The organism is Desulfofundulus thermosubterraneus DSM 16057 (genome assembly GCF_900142025.1).
Lineage (GTDB): Bacteria > Bacillota > Desulfotomaculia > Desulfotomaculales > Desulfovirgulaceae > Desulfofundulus > Desulfofundulus thermosubterraneus.
This window is the reverse complement of record NZ_FQZM01000007.1, coordinates 42,187-61,099: the sequence shown is the minus strand read 5'-3', so window position 1 is coordinate 61,099 and position 18,913 is coordinate 42,187. Positions and strand designations below refer to the sequence as shown.

Here is an 18,913-nt window from a genome sequence, read left to right as displayed (position 1 = left end):
CTCCTTTTATTTTAATCCACTGGACAGTTCCCGGGAACGGCGGGTCGCTTCTTCCACCGCCCGCATGAGGGTTACCCGCAATCCTCCCTCTTCCAGGGCAAAGACACCTGCAATAGCCGTACCCCCCGGTGTGGTAACCATATTTTTCAGGCGACCAGGGTGTTCGTTGGTTTCTAAAACCATCCGGGCGGCTCCCAGCATGGTCTGGGCGCTGAGCAAAAGGGCTACATCCCGGGGGAGGCCCACCCGTACTCCCGCGTCGGCTAGCGCCTCCAGGATAACATACATATAGGCAGGCCCGCTGCCGCTAAGCCCTGTCACGGCATCCATCAATCCTTCCGGCACTTCCACCGCCCGACCGACGGCGCTGAATATCGCCATGGCCCGCTCGCGATCCCTAACACCGGCGTGGGTACCGAGACAAAGGGCACTGGCACCGGCTCCCAAAAGGCAGGGTGTATTGGGCATGACGCGGACTACCGGTACCGGTTGGGCGAGAAAACTTTCAATAAACTGAGTGGTAATACCGGCGGCAATGGAAATGAGGGTTTGCTGGGGCTGAAATATGCCCCCTGTTTCTTTCAAAACCTCCTCTACTACTTGAGGTTTAACCGCCAGAATAACCACATCTGATTCCTTAACCAGATCCTTGTTGCTCTCCCGCGTATGTACACCCAGCTCCCGGTGTAAAAACTCCAGTCGCTCCCGGCGGGTATCGCTTGCATACAGATTCCGGGCCTGAATACCGCTTTTAATTAATCCTGTGAGCAAGGCCTGGGCCATGGCCCCGCCCCCCAGGCAACCAATGGCAAGTCCTGTCAATGACAATAGGAACACCCCCGTTACTCGCCCATCCAGGGGAAAATCCCCCGCTCTCCATATTCTTTAATGTCACCGGCTATATCCATATTACTTGGCACAAAGAGAAAAATTCCGTTGCCTACCTTTTGCATGCTCCCGTTCAGGGCGTATGTAGCTCCACTGACAAAATCCACTACACGCCTGGCCAGCTCGCTTTCAGCCCGCTCCAAATTAACCACTACCGGGCGGCGGTTTTTTAAATGTTCAGCAATGCTCTGCACATCTTCAAAAGCCCGGGGTTCTGCCACAATGACCCGCACCTGGCGCTGGGTGTGTAAGCTGAATACCTGCCCCTTGCGCTTTACCTGGGGCACAGAATCTTCCTCCCGGAAGCGCTCCCTTTCCTCTTCTTCCAGGGGCTCCTCTTCAAAGCCCATTAAACCGAGGACTTTATCCACCAATTTTTTCGCCATGGTTATCCCTCCTTAGGTTTGGTCGAGGTCCAAAAATGGCGCTACCCACCCGAATTATATTAGCCCCTTCCTCTACGGCCACCGTAAAATCGTTGCTCATCCCCATAGACAAAAAATCCAGCGGTAACTCCGGCAGCTCTTGTTTAAGCCAGCTGGCCATTTGATACATTTCCCTAAAAACTGGCCTTACCTGCTCGGGATCGGGAACCAGGGGAGCAATGGTCATTAACCCGCGCACACGAATACCGGGAAGCCCTGCCACCTCCGCAATAAAGCTCCTCACCTCCCCGGGGGGTAAACCGTATTTGGTTTCTTCCCCGGATATATTTACCTGCACCAGCACTTCCACCGTTAAACCCCGCTCCTGGGCCCGGCGGCTGATTTCCCGGGCCAGGCGCCAGCTGTCCAGGGAATGGATCAGGTGTACCTTGCCAATAACATATTTAACTTTATTCGTTTGCAGATGACCGATAAGGTGCCATTCCACATCAACCGGCAGCTGGGGTTGTTTGGCCACCAGTTCCTGCACCCGGTTTTCCCCAAAGGCATTTATTCCTGCTGCCAGCGCTTCCCGCATAATGTCGACGGAAACATTTTTGGTCACTGCTACCAGCTTAACCGAGCCGGAATCCCGGCCGGCCTTTTTAGCCGCTTTTGTGACCTGCTCAATTACATGAGAAAGGTTTTCCCTGACTCCCAATATCTTTCCCCCCAGCACTCATTCCAGCCTGTCTCCCTCCCGGACCCACAAGGGGTTGGCCACATAGCGGGTGCAGGTAGATAGACCCCGGCCGGAAATAACCACCCGTCCTGACGTTTCGCCCAGGACCTGAACGGGCACCCAGGTGGCCCTGCGCCGGGAAATGACATAAATCCCGGGGTGCCCGTCCCGCTCCACCACCGCCCGGGGAAGAACCAGATAACCGGCCACTTCTCCTGCCACCAGCTCAAGCTGGACATGGCGCTGTTGGACAAGGTCGCCGGGATAAACGGGTAACAGAAAAAGCATCTCTTTCCCGGTAATTTTCTCCAACCGGGCGCATATTTGCTGCCCCCGCCATAGAACGACCACCTGTTGCCCGGAAGACCATTTTCCAGCATTGGTTTCCTCCTGGGGAACACGGCACCAGTACCACATGCCGGACAGGTTATCCACCAGCTTACCTACCGGCTGCCCTTTTTCCACCCGGTCACCCGTAGCGAGGGAAAAGGACTTTGCCCCCAGTTTTTCCACGGCTTCCATTTCTAATGCATTTCCAGGCCGCAATACCTTTTCCAGTCCATCGATATGGTTGCAAAAAACCCCTCCCCAGGGTGCATAAACAACCATCTTTTTTTTGACGTCACCATTATCAGACAGAAGGATCTCTGCCACTGCTTCTCCTGCTCGCACCCGCTGCCCATCACCCACCAGCAGCCTTAACTGGCCCCTTCCCGGTGAGTGTAGCAGTCGCTCTTCCTTAATCAGCCAGCCGGAGGTGGTAATGGTACGGGAAACCTTGTCCTCCTCCAACCATTCCAGCCTGACCTGCCGTGTCTCGACCAGGTTCCACACCCGGTTACCCAGCCACCAGATGGAAAAAAGAACCGCCGACACAAGGATCACCAGGGGAAATATTTTGCTGGCCCGGAACAGGGAAATCAACCCCGTCACCTGCCAAGATTAGATGGAGATACGTAACTTGTCCTATTCGACGGCTTGTGGATTAAATCCTGCGAAAAAGCACCGGCAACTGGCGCCCGGCTAAGAAATTAGTTTAGTTCCCGGCGTTCACCCGTGACCAAGTAAATGACGGCCTCCCCGATATTGGTGGCATGATCGGCAATCCTTTCCAGATAGCGACTGACGTAAAGAAGGTAGGCCGATTGCATCACTGTTTTAGGATTCTCCATCATGCCGTTGATCAGTTCCCGGAAGACTTTAGCAAAGATATAGTCCACTTCGTCATCCAGGGCACACATCTCCTTGGCCTTTTGAACATCACCATTAACATAGGCGTCCAGTCCATCTTTAACCATCTGCTGGGCAAGCCGTCCCATTTGAGGGATATATTCCAGGCATTTTACCGTCAATGGCTGCCCGCTCAAACACATGGTGGCCCGGGCAATGTCCACCGCATGGTCGGCCATCCGTTCCAGGCTTAAAAGAATTTTGATCCCGGTAATGGCCACCCGCAAATCCCGGGCAATGGGTTGTTGGGTAGCAATCAATTTTACGCATTTATCTTCAATTTCCAGGTAAAGTTCGTCTATCATCTCATCGCCCATGATTACCTGGGCCGCCCCGGCTACATCCAGCTTGACCAGAGACTGTACCGCATCATAAATGGCCTGTTCCACCAGACTGGCCATGCGCAGGATATCCTGCTGAAGTTCGGCCAGGGCTTTATCAAAGGAAGAACGGGGACTCACGGTCATCCCTCCCGCAAAAACATGCAAGTTTTCGTCCTTTGCGCCAAAATTCGCAGGCGACCGGCAAACTCCTAGCCAAATCGACCGGTAATATAATCTTCTGTCCGCTGATCTTTCGGACGGGTAAAGATTTCATCCGTCGTCCCCCATTCCACCAGTTCGCCGTTTAAAAAATACGCGGTAATATCCGAAACCCGGGCGGCCTGCTGCATATTATGAGTAACAATTACAATGGTGTAATCTTTTTTTAGCACCTGGACCAGCTCTTCTATTTTCAGGGTGGAAATGGGATCCAGGGCAGAACTGGGTTCGTCCATCAGTAGCACTTCCGGTTCCACCGCCAGGAGACGGGCAATGCAGAGGCGTTGCTGCTGGCCACCGGAAAGGCCCAGGGCTGATTTAAATAAGCGGTCCTGCACCTCATCCCACAGGGCCGCGTCCCGAAGGCTTCTTTCTACAATCTCGTCCAACAACCGCTTGTTCTTGATACCGTGAACCCTCGGACCGTACGCCACGTTATCATAAACCGACATGGGAAAGGGATTCGGACGCTGGAAGACCATTCCCACCCGTTTGCGCAAGTAAACCACATCCACATCGGGGGCGTAGATATCCTGACCGTCCAGCAAAACCGTTCCCTCTACCCGCACTCCCTCGATAAGATCGTTCATCCGGTTTAAAGTACGCAAAAAGGTTGACTTACCGCAACCGGAAGGCCCAATAAGGGCGGTAATTTTATTAGCCTTTATATCTAAATTGATATCTTTCAGGGCTTGAAAATCTTTATAATAAAGGTTTAAATCTTTAACGGCAATTTTCACGCGTTCCTCCATCGGGCACCCCCCTAAAGTCACCTCATTTTTGTTATTGTGGCCCATTCTAACAAAGGAATGTTAATTATGGTTTACAAATAAGGTTATTTTTTAATTAACGGGATGCCGGTTCAGCCAGAGGCAGGGTAAAGTAAAACAAGCTTCCCTTGCCAGGGGTGCTTTCCACCTCAATCTTGCCCCCATGGGCACGGATAATATGTTTCACAATGGCCAGGCCGATACCAAAGCCCCCCAGTTCCCGGGAACGGGCCTTATCCACGCGGTAGAAACGTTCAAATACACGGGGTAGGCTTTCGGCAGGAATGCCTAGGCCGGTATCTTCTACCTCTACCCTCAACTGATCCTCCAGGACCATGGCCCGGATGGTTACGCTGCCCCAGGGCGGGGTATATTTAATGGCGTTGTCCAACAAATTAATTAACACCTGGGCAAGCATATCGGGATCACCATATACGCTGGGCAGATCCCGGGGCACTTCCAGGGAAAGGGTGAGTGCTTTTTCCTTTGCCTGCGGCCGGAACAGGGAAGCAACGCGGTTGATAATGTCTACCAAATTCACCGGCTGCCAGCGGTGCACCACCCGTCGTTCCTCAATCTTGGAGAGATCCAGCAGCTCATCCACCAGACGGGTCAGGCGTTCGGTTTCCTGACTCATTATTTCTAAAAACTGGCGGGAAGTTTTGGGATCATTCATAGCCCCGTCCAGAAGGGTTTCTAAGAAACCCTTGATGGAAGTTAATGGAGTACGCAGTTCATGGGAAACATTGGCCACAAACTCCGTACGCATCTGTTCCAGTTTTTTGCGTTCGGTAATATCCCGCAGGACCACTACTACTCCCCCGGTCTCCCGGCCAGAACCTTTTAAAGGAGTGGCATGGAGGCGAAAAATGCGGGGGTCGGGACCGGCCCCGAAAATCTTCACTTCCTCGCTGGTGGGCTTTTGCGTCTCCAGAGCCTTGCGCAACAAGCGCTCCACGTCATAGTTGCGGATAACTCCCAGGATTTTTTTCCCCAGGCAGGTTTCCTGCCTTAAGTCAAATATTTCCTCTACCACCGGGTTTATGAGCAGCACGCGGCCCTCCCGATCCAGGGCAATTACTCCGTCGGCCATGCTGTCCAAAATGGCGCGGGCCCGGTTCCTTTCCTCGGTGATCATGTCAATAGTGTTCCGCAGTTGACGGGCCATGTCATTAATGCTGCGGGCCAGTTCTCCTATTTCATCCTGGGTATAAATATGCAGTTCCCGGTCCAGGTTGCCCCGGGCCATATCCCTAGCCGCGGCAATGATTTCATTTAACGGACCGATGACCCTCTGGTATAATAGCCAGGCCAGTAATACCGATAGGGGCAGGATAATAAATAAAGCCCCTAATACGCTCAGTTTTTTAGCGGCATAAAGCTGCAAAAGGGCAAAAAAGATGGCCATTAGGAAAAAATAACTGACCACCGGCCGCCAGGAAATACCCCGTAGGAAGTTAAGCTTCACTCCTTAAGGCACCTCCCGGAAGCGATAACCCACCCCACGCACTGTTTCAATATACTGGGGTGCGTTGGGCACCTGTTCCAGCTTTTGACGGATATGGCGTATATGCACATCCACCGTCCGGGAGTCCCCAGCATAATCGTAACCCCAAATCTGTTCCAGCAGGTATTCACGGGAAAAAACTTTTCCCGGCTCACTAGCCAGAAAACGCAGCAACTCGAATTCCTTAGGAGTTAGGTCCTGTTTAACGCCGTCCACGGTAACCAGGAAACGATCCGGGTCAATTACCAGCCGCCCGCGGACCAGTCTCCCCCCCGGAGGGCGAACACCCCTGCCTTCGCCTTCCCCAGGCACCCGGCGCAACCGGGCTTTGACCCGGGCCACCAGCTCCCGCGGGCTGAAAGGCTTGGTGACGTAGTCGTCGGCTCCCATTTCCAGACCTAGGACCTTATCCAGCTCCTCCCCCCGGGCGCTGATCATGATCACTGGAATATGCCTGGTTTCGGCTTCCCGTTGCAAGGTGCGACAGACCGCCAGGCCATCCTGTCCAGGCAACATCACATCCAGGAGGATGAGATCGGGCCGCTGGGAGCGTGCCATCTCGATGGCTGTATTCCCGTCAGTGGCGGCTAGTACCTGGTAACCTTCCTTTTCCAGGTTAAAGCGGATTAACTCCACAATATGCTCTTCGTCATCCACAACCAGGATTTTAGCCATATACTCGCCTCCTTTAAGCGGCCGGTTAAGTTAACATGATCAGGGCCGCCATCCTCCCGGTACGCCCACCACTCCCCCGGTAGGAAAAAAAGAGATCCTGCCGGCAACAGGTGCAAACACCGGCTAAAAAAATGTTTTCCGGCACAAGGCCGGCTTCCACCAGAATGCGCCGGTTGGCCTCCCAAAGGTCGAGCTGCCATTTGCCGGACGGATTGGGAAATAGAAGTTCCTGCCAGAAGGGAAAATGTTGTTTAAATAGGTTAACTAAGGGCATGTCTACTTCATAGCAACAGGGTCCAATGGAGGGGCCAATGGCCGCCAGACAATCCCCGGGTCGGCTGCCAAAGAAACGGCCCATGGCCTCCACCGTTTTGGCCGCAATATCAAGGTAAGTCCCCTTCCAACCCGCATGTACCAGACCCACCACCCGCCTGACCGGATCCAGCAGGAAAACCGGCACGCAATCGGCATAATAACTGGACAGGGGTACCAGGGGTTCCCCGGTAATCAGGGCATCGGTGGCGGGCAGAGCATTTTCCGTTGTCCGGGCACCCCGGCCACGGTGAATCTTCCCGACCACCGCCACCCGGTCCCCGTGGACTTGTTGGCCGGCCACCAGGTGTGCGGGATTCATTTCCAAAGCCCGGCAGGCCCGCTCCCGATTGGCCAGCACATGATCAGGGTCATCCCCCACGTGAAAGGCCATATTTAAAGTGGCGAATTCCCCGGTACTGAAACCGCCATGGCGGGTGGTAAAGCCATGGCTCACCAAGCCGGTGTCCAGGAAGGCTTTCCAGACCAGCCACTTAACCGTCCCTTCTTCTCTCCACAGGTAACCGGGCACGGAAATCAATCCCTCCCCAAAAACCGGGAAAATTCCCGATTACACCATAATTATATCTGTACGCCTTGTTTTAGGCAATGTAATTAACTGGCCTGCTTTTGAATGGATGCCAGCAGGGCGTTCAAATGGTCCAGCTGTTCCATAATCTCCTGGTAATGCCCTCTGCCCAGGCCGCTGGCCAGCACATCCTGCAAACGGCTAGCCACTGCGTCATATGCCCGGCGCAACTCCTCCTCGCCCACTGGCAAAGCCGGGGTAAGCTGCACTTCTTCCTCAAGCACGGGAACGTGCACGGAATAACCGTAACGCCGGGCAATATCCTGCGCCAGAACATTCATGGAAGAAGGTTCCCCGTGCACCAGGAAAACCCTGGTGGGGGGTTTTTGCAAGTGTCCCAACCATTCCAGCAATTCTTCTTTATCCGCATGGGCAGAAAAACTATCGATACTTTTAATGGTCGCCCGTACGGCCACTTCTTCCCCGTGAATGCGCACGTATTTTGCCCCGTCTTTTATCTTGCGGCCCTTTGTTCCCGGGGCCTGATAACCAACAAAAAGAACCGTACATTCGGGACGCCACAGGTTGTGGCGCAGGTGGTGCTTGATCCGGCCGGCCTCGCACATGCCGCTGGCCGCTATGATGATGGCCCCGCTTTTAATTTTGTTTAAAGCCATGGATTCTTCGGTGGTGCGGGTAAACTCAAGGGTGGTCATGTTTAGGGGATCTTTCCCCTGGGCTATAAGCTCCTGGGTCTCTTGGTCAAAATAAGGTGTATATTTTTTGAAAACTTCTGTGGCCGCCACGGCCATGGGGCTGTCAATATAAATTTTCATGGGCGGGAAACGGTTGTTGACGATGAGAAGATTAAGATAATAAATTAAATCCTGGGTGCGTTCCACAGCAAAAGCGGGAATAATTAAATTGCCGCCCTTACGATAGGTCTCCCAGATAATATCGTGGAGCAGATTTAAATGATCTTCCTGGCCCGGGTGCATCCGGTCCCCATAGGTGGATTCCATGAATACATAATCTGCATGGTCGATAAATGAGGGATCTTTAAGGAAGGGCTTGCTCTTTTTCCCTAAATCCCCGGTAAAAAGAAGTTTGGTTTCTTGTCGCCCCTCCTTGACCGTAAGCTCCACCATGGCCGAACCAAGGATGTGACCCGCTTCTAAAAAGCGCACGCCGATTTCTTTGGTAAGATTCACCGTCTGGCCGTAATCCACTGGTTGGAAAAAATTCATGGCCCGGTTGGCGTCTTCAACGTTATAAATTGGTTCTATGAGCGGGCGGCCGGCCCGGGCGGCCTTGCGGTTAAGCCTTTCTACCTCCATTTCCTGGATGTGCCCGCTGTCGGGCAACATAACAGCACAAAGGTCAATGGTAGCAGGCGTGGCCAGCACTTTGCCACGAAAACCGCTTTTCACCAGCTTGGGAATTAAACCGCTGTGATCAATATGAGCGTGGGTGAGCAAAACATAATCTACACTAAGGGGTGAAACAGGGAAAGGTTGATAATTGCGCTCCCTCAAAACCCGGGGCCCTTGAAACATGCCGCAATCCACCATCAGCCGGTTGGGTCCCACTTCTAAAAGAAAGCAGGAGCCCGTGACCGTTTGGGCAGCCCCCAGAAAACGAACACGCATGTAACTCCTGGTTCAAAAAACCTAACAACTCCTGATACATTGTACCATTCCTTGTTAAGCGGCCTCCCCATGACCAGGCTTTCGCTCCTTTCCGGATTGGATTTGCCCGCCCCTGGGAGCAGACTGTAGCGACAGGGAGACCTCGGCCCCGGGAGTTACACCCGAACGGGAGAACTGCGCAAAACAGGCACTTCTGGCTTGCGCCTTCATCAATGTTGACTGTTTCGCGGTTCAGCACTCAAGTTTCTTAAATACCGAACGCCCCCCGCGACCTGTTAGGTACGGCCTACCGGTTTATCCGATACCGGCTAAACGGGGTCACCTACTCAGCAAAACCAGCTCCTTCAAGTCGTGCCAGACAGAATAAAACGATTCCTGCTTGTAACGATCCAAACCGTTATATACGGGAATCTTTTTGTCCAGCCGCTTGAAGAGCCGCTTCACCTTCCGGGTCATCCCTTTTCCTTCCCCAGGTAAGGAACCAACCTTCCGGATCAGCTTCTCTTTGACGGCTAGAATTTTTTGCTTCAACTCGTTGGTAATACGATCTCTAAAGTCTATCGCACGCCGGGCGATAGTTAATGCGGCGGCGTGGTGGATAATTACCCCGTACCGCTCCATGTACTTGTAATAGCCTATAGTGGACGTGTGCGCTGGCCTGACCGGCTTTACTCCGATACCTTCCTTGAATGCCCTCCCCATGACGGCCTCGATTATCTTCCTGAACGGAAAGTTGACCGCCATGCGGTTGAATTTCCGGTTCGTGTCCAGCCGGTCTTTCCCGAAGTACAGGTCCTCCAATGCAATGGGCTTGCCCAGAGCTTTTGCTATGTCCACCACCACTTTGGCCAGTACGCCAATTAAGTATGTGCGCCGGTACCCCCGGCTGTAAGCTAGTTCGGATACCTTAATGTAAAGAAAACCGTTCGGGTGTACCGTCACCTGGAATTCCCCGGCAAATTTGTGCAGGGCCTTCGGATGTGGTACAGTGAATCCTTCCGGCCAGGGTTCCGGCTGGCCGAAATAATCGACGTTGGCCAGAGCTATCCCGTCCGGGTTGGTGTCCATCCCCAGATAGCCCCGGCTGGGATTCGTCACCGGTTCAGGTGCTGTTATGGCGAAGGAAATGTGCACCCTGTACCGGCCGTCCCCACCTCTGATCAGTTCCACAGTGTAGGGCGCGCCCGATAAGAGCAACTCCCACACTTTCAACCGGTGCTTCTCCGGCAGCCAGAGCTTTCCCTCCACCCGGGGCGCCCTCGTCATTACCGGTCTGCCTCTGCTGTCTGTGCCTATTTGTTCCGATAGATGTGAGACGGTTACGGATAAGGCAAATTCTCCATTGCGATAGCTTATTTTGATGTTCGGGTTCCCACCTTTGGTTTCGTCTCCCCGGGCAAAAAGCCTGTTCTGCCGGGCTTGCCGCCACTCTTCTTTTGAAACCCGGCCTTTACAGATCCCCTTCCACAAAGAACGGCCCCCAAAAACTACGGCAGGTATGGTGCCGTTACTTTGATGGGTCTTCAGCTCATCCAGCTTCGTCTTCAGTTTTTTGACCCGTGCTTTGCACCCGTGTACGGCGTGCTTAGCTTTCTCGATTTTTACCAGGTCGTTTGCTTCAACCGCTTTGTCCAGGTCTTTTTCCGCCCAGCCGAGTTTCTTCCTGGCACGGGCCAGCTTCGTTTCCGTTTCTTCGATTTCCAGTGCCAGAAGTTCCTTCTGCGACTCAATGACGGCTTTTGCCTTTAACACGGCATCGTCACAAAAACGGGAGTTTATGCCAAATAACTTCTGGCCTTCTCTTTTAAGCTCTTCACGGGAACGGCCTTCCTGCAGCCGGTTGAACGCCCAGCGGGTACAGGCACAAAAAAGGCGCATCTCTGTGTCCAGAGGCGTTTCGTCTTCCTTGCCGTAAGGGTCGGGATGATAGTCCCAGAATAAGGGGAACCATTCGCCGCATACGGTGTACTTTATGCCATCGTCAGATTCAATGAGTTTCTTTTTGTTCTTTCCCCGTTTTTTCATCCCGCTCCACTCCCGCTATCAGCTCCCGAAACCCCTGCCTGACCTTCTTGCCTCCCCTGGCGCCGTACAACCGGGTCGAAAAGGTCGTGACTATGGCCAAAAGGTCCCGGACCAGCTCAGTATGAGCGTCCTCCGGCTCTTTTTCCGCAATGGCGATTATTTCTACGCCGCAGTACCTTAAATGGCGCTCGATATATTCATAACCAAACCGGGCCAGCCGGTCGGAATATTCGATGATGAGCTTCTTATACTCGCCCTGCTCGGCCAGTTTGAGTACGTTGGCTAAACCGCGGCGCTTCTGGTTCTGGCCGCTGGCTATGTCCGTGAATTCCGCCCTGATGGTAAAACCGTTTTCCCGGGCGTACTGCCGCAATCGTTCCATCTGACGGTCCAGATTGCCCGCGTCGGCCTGCTTTTTTGTGGACACCCGAGCGTATAGCACGACTGTCTCTCGCCCGTCAGTCAATTGGCCGGACTGCAAGAGCCTGTTGAGTTCGTCCAGAGAGTACCGGCGCTGGCCCCCGGGCAGACGGACGGGCTTGATTAAGCCGCGCTTTTCCCAATTGCGCAGGCTGTTGGGGTGAACGCCTAATTTTTTTGCTGCTTTACTGATGGTTAATAGTTCCATAACTTTATGGTAGCTGTTTTGTTATGTTTTGTCAATATTTGTTGGCCTGTTGGTAGCTGCTATAAACCTCCTAACTGCTTAAATCAGTTTTATATTAATTCCCTTTCAACGAGAACAATCCCTTCTAACCCAATGAAAAAGGTCTTCCTTGACAGGTGCCGGTCCGCGGCGTAAGCTAAAAATAGCCGGGAAGTCCCGGCTGTGAATGGGGAAAGGGGTGTTACGGAATGCCTATTTATGAATTTCGCTGCAACACCTGCGGTCACCGCTTTGAAAAATTATGCTCGCTGGGAGAAAGTGGTGAGCATCAGGTATGCCCGGCATGCCAGGCCACCGGCGCAAACCGGGTGATGAGCAGCTTTGCCTCCCCGGGCAACCGGGATGCCGGCGGTAGCAGCAGTGGTGGCAGCAGCTGCGGCGGTTGCGCCGGGGGAAGCTGCGCTACCTGCGGACATTGAAAAAAGGGGGTCTAACCCCCTTTTTCCATATAGAGACGACAAAACCCTTGACAACGTGATGAGATAAGGCAAGTACCGCCACCATGTACTTGCCTTGTTCTTGTTTGATTACCCGCCCCACGAAGCGATGATTACCTGGCCACAAGCAAGGGAGGCGGGTACATCGATAATGCGCTGGTTGCTGGAACCACGGAAGGGCAGTTCCAGATCCCTTTTTTCATGGATATAGGGACCGTCCACAATATAATCGGAAAGCCCCAGAAGCTCTTTTACCGCCCCATCCCTTTGGGCGAGCTCAAGGAGTTCCTCCCAGGTATAGCCCGTATAAGTAATCACATCCCGGCCCAAGGCGCGAACCTGCCGGGCCAGATAGGCCAGGGCACCGGCCTGGGCAAAAGGTTCGCCCCCGGATAGGGTTATCCCTTTTAAAAGGGGATTTTTCTTGACCATGGCCAGAACTTCTTCCACCTCAACCAAAGTGCCCCCAGCCGGATCCCAGGTATGGGGATTATGGCAACCGGGACAGCGACGGGGGCAACCCTGGGCAAAAACCACCAGCCGCAGGCCAGGCCCGTCCACCACACTTTCCTTAATTATCCCGGCTACACGTAACTGCATAAGTACCTCTCCTCGCCAGAGCATCTAACTCAAGCTGTGGGGCAAACGGTCGTTTAATTCCGCCACCTTGCTGTCGTTGAAGCGGTCGACGGTGGAAAGGTAACCGGTAATCCGCCGCACCCGCCGAATAGCTGCCGACCCGCAGCGGGGGCAATTGTTTTCGTTAATTACGCCCATTAAGTTGCAGCTGGTACAGAAGTCTACCGGGAAGTTAATGGCCGCATAACCCATGTCGCTGGCAGCCATGTGGCGGATAATGGCTTCCACCGCCTCAGGGTTGTGTACCGGCGGCGAGGCCATTTCCACATAGCTGATGTGCCCGGCATTGCAATATTTATGGTAGGGGCCTTCCAGGCTGATTTTCTCAAAGCTGCTAATGGGATAGTATACCGGTATATGGAAAGAGTTGGTGTAATATTCCCGGTCCGTCACCCCGGGAATAATGCCAAACTCCCGCCGGTCTAAGTACACAAATCGCCCGGAAAGCCCCTCGGCCGGTGTGGCCAACAGGGTATAGTTCAGGTCATATTCCTCACAGGCCTCATCAATACGCCGGCGCATAAAGGCCACAATCTCCTGGCCGATGGCCTGGGATTCCTCGCTTTGGCCGTGATGCCGCCCGGTTAAAGCCACCAGGGCTTCGGCCAGACCGATAAAGCCCATTGCCAGGGTGCCGTTGACAATAGCCGGTTCGATACAATCGTCATCCTTCAGCCCTTCCGAACCCAGGTAAATGCCCTGCCCCATGACAAAGGGCATGTCCTTAACCTTGAGCCTGGCCTGCACCCGGAAGCGATGGTAAAGCTGCCTGATTGCCAGGTCCATAACCTCCGATAAAAGCCCATAGAACCGCTTGAGATTTCGTTCGGCCCTTATGCCCAGCCGGGGCAGATTGATAGTGGTGAAGGACAGGTTCCCTCTACCCGGCGTGACCTCCGGGCCCCGCCTGTTAGCCATCACCCGGCTACGGCAGCCCATATAGGCCACCTGATCACCGTAAGGACGGTTGAAAGAAGAATCCATAAAGGCAAAGGAAGGATTCAACCGTTTGCTGGCTACCCGAATGGCTAACTGGAACAAATCATAGTTCGGGTCCCCGGGTTCAAAGTTGACCCCCTTCTGTACACGGAAAATGATATTGGGGAAAATGGGGTTTTCCCCTCTCCCCAGCCCGGCCTCGTAGGCCAAAAGCAAGTTGCGGGTTACCTTACGCCCGGCCTCGGAAGTATCGGTGCCCAGGTTGATGCTGGAAAACGGCACCTGGCTCCCCGCTCGGGAGTGCATGGAATTGAGGTTGTACACCAGAGCTTCCATGGCCTGGAATGTCTCGCTTTCATCAGCATCTTCTACAAAGGGAGCCATTTGCCGGTCAAAGAAGGGAAAGGACTGCCCGCCAAACATATCGTTTTGTGAACTCTGCAAAATGATTGCCGCCAGGGCTGTAGCCGAAGTTGGCCGTTTCGGGGGCCGGATATACCCGTGACCGGTATTAAAGCCTTCGGTTAACAGCCTGTCCAGGGGCAGTTGCAGGCAGTTCAAGGTTTTTGCGTACCAGTCGAGATCGTGGATGTGGATGTCTCCCCGCATATGGGCATTGGAAAAATCCTCGTCCAGAAGGCGGGTAAGGTAATATTTCTTGCTGGCTGCACTGGCAATCTGCAACATTTTGGCCGAGGGGGAATTGCCCACATTGGCATTTTCCCGGTTGGTTTCCGCCAGGATTTCCTCCACCGCATCCATTAAATCACCTTTGGCTTCCCGGATGCGGGTTCGCTTGTCCCGGTAGAGAATATAGGCCTTGGCCGTGCGGGCGTGACCAGCTTCAATGAGCACCTTTTCCACCACGTCCTGGACATCTTCCACGCCGAAGACCTGGCCGTTGTATTTCTTTTTGAGCATCTTGAGGACCTCAATGGTGAGCTCCATGGCCGTCTGACGGTCCTCACCCCCTACCGCCCGGGCGGCCTTAAAGATGGCATCGGTAATTTTGGTCTCATCGAAGGGCACTTCCCGCCCATCCCGTTTGCGGATAACCTTGAACAAATTTGTTTCCTCCTCTAACTAAGGTCTGGATAAATATCCAGCGTCCTGCCTTTTTATGTAAAAGATCTGACTTGTAACTCCAGCTGCTACAGTTTAAGCTAAACTTTTACGGCGTTTTCGGATAAGCGCTGGATTTCCTGTAAAAATTCCTGTACATCCCGGAACTCCCGGTAAACCGAGGCAAAGCGTACATAAGCCACTTCATCAAGCACACGCAGCCGTTCCATAATCATTTCGCCGATTTGCCGGCTGGAAACCTCCAGCTCCGCTGTGCTGCGCAATGTGCGCTCCACCTCGTCCACCAGGGCCTCCAGGGCGGCCATGGATACGGGACGCTTTTGGCAGGCCTTCACCAGCCCGGCGAGGAGTTTATTGCGACTAAAAACCTCCCGCCGGCCGTCCTTTTTTACCACCACCAGGGGAAGCTCATCCACCCTCTCGTAGGTGGTAAACCGCCGGGCGCATCCCGCGCATTCCCTCCGGCGGCGTATGGAATAACCATCCTCCGCCGAGCGGGAATCCAGCACCCGGCTTTCCGAAAAACCGCAAAAGGGACAGCGCACGCTGCTTCACCACTCTTTTCCATCACGGGCCCGGGGATAAATAATCACTTTTCTTCACATATATAGTACAGCTGGTGAAGACATTATACTATATATAGGGGTAAAACAAAAACGTGAAAAGGGTACCCCTCGCGAAACCAGAAATAATTTCCTCCTCCTTGGTCTACCAGAGGCACCCTTTTCACATTTTTCCGTTGCGATGATGCTTGTCTCCTACTTTATCAATCCAGGACAGTTGCCACCCGGGCCAGAAACTGAAATTAGGAATTTCTTCTTAGAAATATCGTTCTTTCCCGTTGGCCGGAAAACCACCCTCGGGTCGCACGTCAGTAACATCCCGCAAATCGATTAGGATTACGTCCAGGCCGATTTTTTTAATTTTATGCCAGGGGACCACAATTTCCTCTTCCCGGCCGAACAACCCTAAAAGGCGATTCCCCTGACCGGGGAGAATGATAGCGCTGATACGCCCCTGTTCCAGGTCAATGTCAATATCCTTAATCGGCCCCATACGGCGCCCGTCAGCAATGTTAATTACTTCCCGCATGCGCAAATCCGATACCTTTACCATTGCCTGCACCCCCTGGCATATTATATGCCGCCAGGTAGGCAGGCTGAACCCGGGACTCACCTAAATAAGGGTTATCTAATGGTGCGGACTGGCTATATGCGGTTTTAATCTCCTGCGTAGTTACCTGAAAACGGTGAGTGCCGGGCACTCCAGAGACGATTAAACCAGCCCTGCGCACCGGCAAACAAGTCCAGGATGCGGAAGCGAAATTCCACGGGGGTACCGTCGGAGGAATTTGCTCTTAAAATGGTACCCTCGCCTTGGCCGTTCCGGTGGGTGGGAGCCAAGGTGGCTACGGCGGGGGGCCCGGTCCATTTAAAAGCCGGCTCCGCCTTTACACCCGCCGCGGCACCTTCATCCGACGGAGAGGAAGGTTTTTGCTCCGCACCTTCTTTTGCTGGATCGTGCTTCAACCCGGAGTCCCGCCGGGGCGGGTTTTCCCGTTCACCGGTACAAGGTCCGGCAGCATTTTGAACATCTACAAAACATAGAGGAGGGAATAACACGCACCACCAGTTGGCCCCGGCACCCCGGCCGATGACCACTCGCACCGCTTCATATTCGCCGGCAGGCAGGGTCAGGTCATGAACTCTCCCCGGGTTGGCATTAGCCACGTGATAGGTTTTTGCCGGAAACCGGTAGTGACCCAGGGACACGGTAACGGGGTAGTCCGCCCCGGCGTCGCGGATTGCTTGCCTAGCCAGTTGCTCCATGTAATCCAGGTAGGTCCGGGCAATGATCCTGGCTTCTTCAATATCACGGGCCTGCTGGAAGCGAGGGGTCATGGACTGGACAAGCACATCCCGCACCCGGAATTTCAGCGCCTGGTCGGCAGGCGAATTGCTGTTGGCAATCACATGGAAGCGGATCAGGTGATCGGGACGGTAGGGGTTATCCATGACATGCCGGTACCAACCCCAGCTAGCCAGCAGCGTCACCACCAGCACACCCGCAACCCAAAAGCCGATCCGCCTTTGCGAGAGCATTTTCTCGTTCCCCCATTACTTAACTTGCAAATATTTGTTCTACCCCTAGTTTTACCCGTATTTCGACAGCTTAAACCTGGAGTAATGGGGGCACAAAAAAGCAAAGCACCGGTGAGTTTTGCCTCCTGGGAACGGTCAGAAGGGACAATACCGGCGGCAGAAAGAAATGCCAAAACAAAACCTATAAATATTTGCGCATGTTATTTAAAGCGGCCTTTTCCAGGCGGGATACCTGAGCCTGGGAAATGCCGATCTCTTCCGCCACCTCCATCTGTGTTTTCCCCTCGTAAAAGCGCAAGGTGAGAATTAATTTTTCCCGGTCACTCAACCTTCTCAAGGCATCCCTGATGGCGATGCCTTCCAGCCAGTTATGGTCGTGGTTTTTTTCGTCCTTTATCTGGTCCATGACAAAGATGGGGTCCCCGCCGTCATGATAGATAGGTTCAAAGAGGGAAATGGGTTCTTGGATGGCATCCAGGGCAAAAACTATTTCCTCCCGGGGCAGCTTCAATTCCCCGGCAATTTCGTTAATCGACGGTTCCCGGGAATACTTGTTTACCAGGTTGTCTCTTACCTGCAGGGCTTTATAGGCAATATCCCTTAAAGAGCGGCTTACGCGAATGGAATTGTTGTCTCTTAAATAACGCCGGATTTCACCAATGATCATGGGAACGGCGTAGGTGGAAAACTTAACGTTCTGGGAGAGGTCAAAATTATCGATCGCCTTCATCAATCCGATGCAACCCACCTGAAAGAGGTCGTCCACATATTCACCGCGGTTGGTAAACCGCTGGATTACCGAAAGGACCAAGCGCAGGTTACCATTAATCAACTGGGTTCGGGCTTCCTGGTCTCCATTATGCATTGCTTCGAATAACTGGCGCATCTGGGCCCCCGTTAACAGGGGGAGTTTTGAGGTGTTCACACCACTGATCTCTACCTTGTTCAGCAGCATGGAAGACCGCCCACCTCTTTTCAAGTTTTTATGCGTTTGGCCATAACCTCATTATTACCCCGACCCCCTGCCTTTATACATGGATAAAAAAAGACCCGGCGGACTTTGGAGCACTTAAGCCACCCTATTCCAGCCGGTGCATTTCCTTCTTTAGACGCTTGATAATTCTCTTTTCCAGCCGGGAAATGTAGGACTGGGAAATACCCAGTAAGTCGGCCACCTCCTTTTGAGTCTTTTCTACCCCGTTGTTCAAGCCGAAACGTAGTTCCATAATCTTGCGTTCCCGGCCGGTCAATTTGTTCAGGGCCATATACAAAAGCTTTTTATCTATCTCATCTTCAATATATTTGTAGATAATATCGTTTTCCGTACCCAGCACATCGGATAGCAATAGCTCGTTACCCTCCCAGTCAATGTTCAGGGGTTCATCGAAGGATACCTCAGCCCGGGTTTTATTGTTCCGGCGCAGGTACATGAGAATTTCGTTTTCAATGCACCGGGAAGCATAGGTGGCCAGCTTGATTTTTTTTGCGGGGTCAAAGGTGTTTACCGCTTTAATTAAACCAATGGTTCCAATGGAAACAAGGTCCTCTATCCCCACGCCGGTATTTTCAAACTTGCGGGCTATATACACCACCAAACGAAGGTTGCGTTCAATGAGCACGGTGCGTACGGCGTTGTCCCCGGCCTCCAGCTTGTTAATCAAAAAGGATTCTTCATCGGTGGAAAGGGGTGGCGGGAGCGCCTCGCTGCTGCCTACATAATAAATTTCCCGGTGGTAGCCCAACCAGGCCGCCATCCTGATCAGTAGCAAGCGGCAATGCCACTTTAGTTGTACAATTTTCGGCAAAGACATA

At 53.3% G+C, this 18,913-nt stretch carries 20 protein-coding genes; 1 reads left to right on the top strand and 19 read right to left on the bottom strand.

Annotated features, from left to right (window positions below; all coding sequences use genetic code 11):
- Positions 1 to 6: 6 nt before the first annotated feature.
- The 12 genes from proC to BUA65_RS03235 form a co-directional block, all read right to left on the bottom strand.
- The gene (gene proC, locus BUA65_RS03290) at positions 7 to 837 is read right to left on the bottom strand and encodes a pyrroline-5-carboxylate reductase (protein ID WP_341349599.1); all 831 of its coding nucleotides are present in this window, start codon (positions 835 to 837) and stop codon (positions 7 to 9) included.
- Between the two features lie 5 nt (positions 838 to 842).
- Complete coding sequence (locus BUA65_RS03285; protein ID WP_072867344.1) at positions 843 to 1,274, bottom strand: cell division protein SepF; 432 nt, start codon at positions 1,272 to 1,274, stop codon at positions 843 to 845.
- On the bottom strand, positions 1,252 to 1,974 hold the full coding sequence (locus BUA65_RS03280; RefSeq protein WP_084062018.1) for a YggS family pyridoxal phosphate-dependent enzyme: 723 nt from the start codon (positions 1,972 to 1,974) through the stop codon (positions 1,252 to 1,254). The genes BUA65_RS03285 and BUA65_RS03280 overlap by 23 nt, the downstream gene beginning before the upstream one ends.
- An 18-nt stretch (positions 1,975 to 1,992) precedes the next feature.
- Entirely contained in the window at positions 1,993 to 2,919 is a 927-nt protein-coding gene (locus BUA65_RS03275; protein WP_072867343.1) for a biotin/lipoyl attachment domain-containing protein, read from the bottom strand.
- A 107-nt stretch (positions 2,920 to 3,026) separates the two neighbouring features.
- Positions 3,027 to 3,686: a phosphate signaling complex protein PhoU gene (phoU, locus tag BUA65_RS03270; RefSeq protein WP_072867342.1), complete on the bottom strand. Its 660-nt coding sequence runs from the start codon at positions 3,684 to 3,686 to the stop codon at positions 3,027 to 3,029.
- 71 nt (positions 3,687 to 3,757) lie between these two features.
- The gene (gene pstB, locus BUA65_RS03265) at positions 3,758 to 4,519 is read right to left on the bottom strand and encodes a phosphate ABC transporter ATP-binding protein PstB (RefSeq protein ID WP_072867341.1); all 762 of its coding nucleotides are present in this window, start codon (positions 4,517 to 4,519) and stop codon (positions 3,758 to 3,760) included.
- A 94-nt stretch (positions 4,520 to 4,613) separates the two neighbouring features.
- Complete coding sequence (gene pnpS / locus BUA65_RS03260) at positions 4,614 to 6,005, bottom strand: two-component system histidine kinase PnpS (protein WP_114281452.1); 1,392 nt, start codon at positions 6,003 to 6,005, stop codon at positions 4,614 to 4,616.
- A 3-nt stretch (positions 6,006 to 6,008) separates the two neighbouring features.
- Positions 6,009 to 6,719: a response regulator gene (locus tag BUA65_RS03255; RefSeq protein WP_072867340.1), complete on the bottom strand. Its 711-nt coding sequence runs from the start codon at positions 6,717 to 6,719 to the stop codon at positions 6,009 to 6,011.
- Positions 6,720 to 6,744: 25 nt separating this feature from the next.
- The gene (gene pgeF, locus BUA65_RS03250) at positions 6,745 to 7,563 is read right to left on the bottom strand and encodes a peptidoglycan editing factor PgeF (RefSeq protein WP_072867380.1); all 819 of its coding nucleotides are present in this window, start codon (positions 7,561 to 7,563) and stop codon (positions 6,745 to 6,747) included.
- A gap of 83 nt (positions 7,564 to 7,646) precedes the next feature.
- Complete coding sequence (locus BUA65_RS03245; protein WP_072867339.1) at positions 7,647 to 9,209, bottom strand: MBL fold metallo-hydrolase RNA specificity domain-containing protein; 1,563 nt, start codon at positions 9,207 to 9,209, stop codon at positions 7,647 to 7,649.
- Positions 9,210 to 9,527: 318 nt separating this feature from the next.
- Complete coding sequence (locus tag BUA65_RS03240) at positions 9,528 to 11,234, bottom strand: SSO2105 N-terminal domain-containing protein (RefSeq protein ID WP_072867338.1); 1,707 nt, start codon at positions 11,232 to 11,234, stop codon at positions 9,528 to 9,530.
- Positions 11,197 to 11,862 carry an IS607 family transposase gene (locus BUA65_RS03235; RefSeq protein WP_072867337.1) on the bottom strand — a complete coding sequence of 222 codons (666 nt, stop codon included), beginning with the start codon at positions 11,860 to 11,862 and terminating at the stop codon, positions 11,197 to 11,199. Before BUA65_RS03235 ends, BUA65_RS03240 begins: the two co-directional genes overlap by 38 nt.
- Positions 11,863 to 12,089: 227 nt before the next feature.
- Here BUA65_RS03235 and BUA65_RS03230 point away from each other — a divergent pair, with 227 nt between their 5' ends.
- Positions 12,090 to 12,320 carry an FmdB family zinc ribbon protein gene (locus BUA65_RS03230; RefSeq protein ID WP_072867336.1) on the top strand — a complete coding sequence of 77 codons (231 nt, stop codon included), beginning with the start codon at positions 12,090 to 12,092 and terminating at the stop codon, positions 12,318 to 12,320.
- A 108-nt stretch (positions 12,321 to 12,428) separates the two neighbouring features.
- Here BUA65_RS03230 and nrdG read toward each other — a convergent pair whose 3' ends face one another.
- The 7 genes from nrdG to sigE form a co-directional block, all read right to left on the bottom strand.
- Positions 12,429 to 12,938 carry an anaerobic ribonucleoside-triphosphate reductase activating protein gene (gene nrdG / locus BUA65_RS03225; RefSeq protein WP_072867335.1) on the bottom strand — a complete coding sequence of 170 codons (510 nt, stop codon included), beginning with the start codon at positions 12,936 to 12,938 and terminating at the stop codon, positions 12,429 to 12,431.
- Positions 12,939 to 12,962: 24 nt separating this feature from the next.
- Positions 12,963 to 14,981 (bottom strand): anaerobic ribonucleoside-triphosphate reductase, encoded by a 2,019-nt coding sequence (gene nrdD, locus BUA65_RS03220; protein WP_072867334.1) that lies wholly within the window; start codon positions 14,979 to 14,981, stop codon positions 12,963 to 12,965.
- Between the two features lie 98 nt (positions 14,982 to 15,079).
- Positions 15,080 to 15,544 carry a transcriptional regulator NrdR gene (nrdR, locus tag BUA65_RS03215; protein WP_072867333.1) on the bottom strand — a complete coding sequence of 155 codons (465 nt, stop codon included), beginning with the start codon at positions 15,542 to 15,544 and terminating at the stop codon, positions 15,080 to 15,082.
- A gap of 274 nt (positions 15,545 to 15,818) precedes the next feature.
- Positions 15,819 to 16,115, bottom strand: coding sequence for a YlmC/YmxH family sporulation protein (locus BUA65_RS03210; protein ID WP_072867332.1), 297 nt, complete (start codon positions 16,113 to 16,115; stop codon positions 15,819 to 15,821).
- A 104-nt stretch (positions 16,116 to 16,219) separates the two neighbouring features.
- The gene (gene spoIIR, locus BUA65_RS03205; RefSeq protein ID WP_072867331.1) at positions 16,220 to 17,101 is read right to left on the bottom strand and encodes a stage II sporulation protein R; all 882 of its coding nucleotides are present in this window, start codon (positions 17,099 to 17,101) and stop codon (positions 16,220 to 16,222) included.
- Between the two features lie 181 nt (positions 17,102 to 17,282).
- Positions 17,283 to 18,056: an RNA polymerase sporulation sigma factor SigG gene (gene sigG / locus BUA65_RS03200; RefSeq protein ID WP_072867330.1), complete on the bottom strand. Its 774-nt coding sequence runs from the start codon at positions 18,054 to 18,056 to the stop codon at positions 17,283 to 17,285.
- A 124-nt stretch (positions 18,057 to 18,180) separates the two neighbouring features.
- Positions 18,181 to 18,912, bottom strand: a complete 732-nt coding sequence (gene sigE, locus BUA65_RS03195; protein ID WP_072867329.1) for an RNA polymerase sporulation sigma factor SigE — start codon at positions 18,910 to 18,912, stop codon at positions 18,181 to 18,183.
- Between the last annotated feature and the right edge of the window lies 1 nt (position 18,913).